The organism is Pseudomonas sp. AIG (assembly GCF_977020205.1).
This window is the reverse complement of record NZ_CDROCK010000135.1, coordinates 1-686: the sequence shown is the minus strand read 5'-3', so window position 1 is coordinate 686 and position 686 is coordinate 1. Positions and strand designations below refer to the sequence as shown.

General features: G+C 60.8%; 1 protein-coding gene. It reads right to left on the bottom strand.

The genetic code is table 11. The annotated features are described in order from the left end of the window. Positions 1-69: 69 nt before the first annotated feature. Positions 70-429 (bottom strand): DUF6124 family protein, encoded by a 360-nt coding sequence (locus tag ACWR1S_RS30865; protein WP_454566143.1) that lies wholly within the window; start codon positions 427-429, stop codon positions 70-72. Positions 430-686 lie beyond the last annotated feature (257 nt).

Genomic DNA, 686 nt, shown 5'->3' with positions numbered 1-686 from the left:
AGCCGAACGCGGAGCGTCCGTTGAGGCATTCCCACGCGGGAGCGTGGGAACGATCACCGGGGCGACGTGCTACTGCGGCAACTCCAGATTATCCAGCGCCCGATTCACTGCCAATTCCCCGAGCATGATCAACTGCGCGATCCCCATCAGTGTTCGGCGCTGCGATGGTTTGACCAGCCCGGCGAATTCCTGGGCGATGGTTTTGGCCGAGGCGAGTGTTTCGCTGGCATCGGCCAGCAGCTCCTCGTTTTTGAAGTCGGCAGTAACGGCGTACATCCGGCGGGTTTTACGCGGCGGTGGCGTGGAGCCGGGTGGGCAGAGGTAGTGATCGAGCGCGCGTTCGGCGGCGTCGTTGAGTTTTTTGGAGTCGAGGGATTCGTAGGGGGAGGTGGGGTCGGTTTCGGGTGGGTTGGGTGTTGGTTTGATCATGGTGAAGCTCCTACATGTGAGGCCACCAAAACCTGTCGCTAAACAAGAAAGGGTGGCGGCTGGACGCAGGTTAGCGAACCGGGTGTAGGCGCCCGGCAGACCCGAAGGTCTCCCACGCACAGCCGCCATGACATCAATTGCAGAAAGAGGGTCTGCAAATTGAGTTTGGAGCGCTGGTGCGCCTACATAGACTCGGGTCGCTAAACCCGATCGCTGATTCGTCAGCGACCGCACCACAATAGAACCCGCCCCCAAGG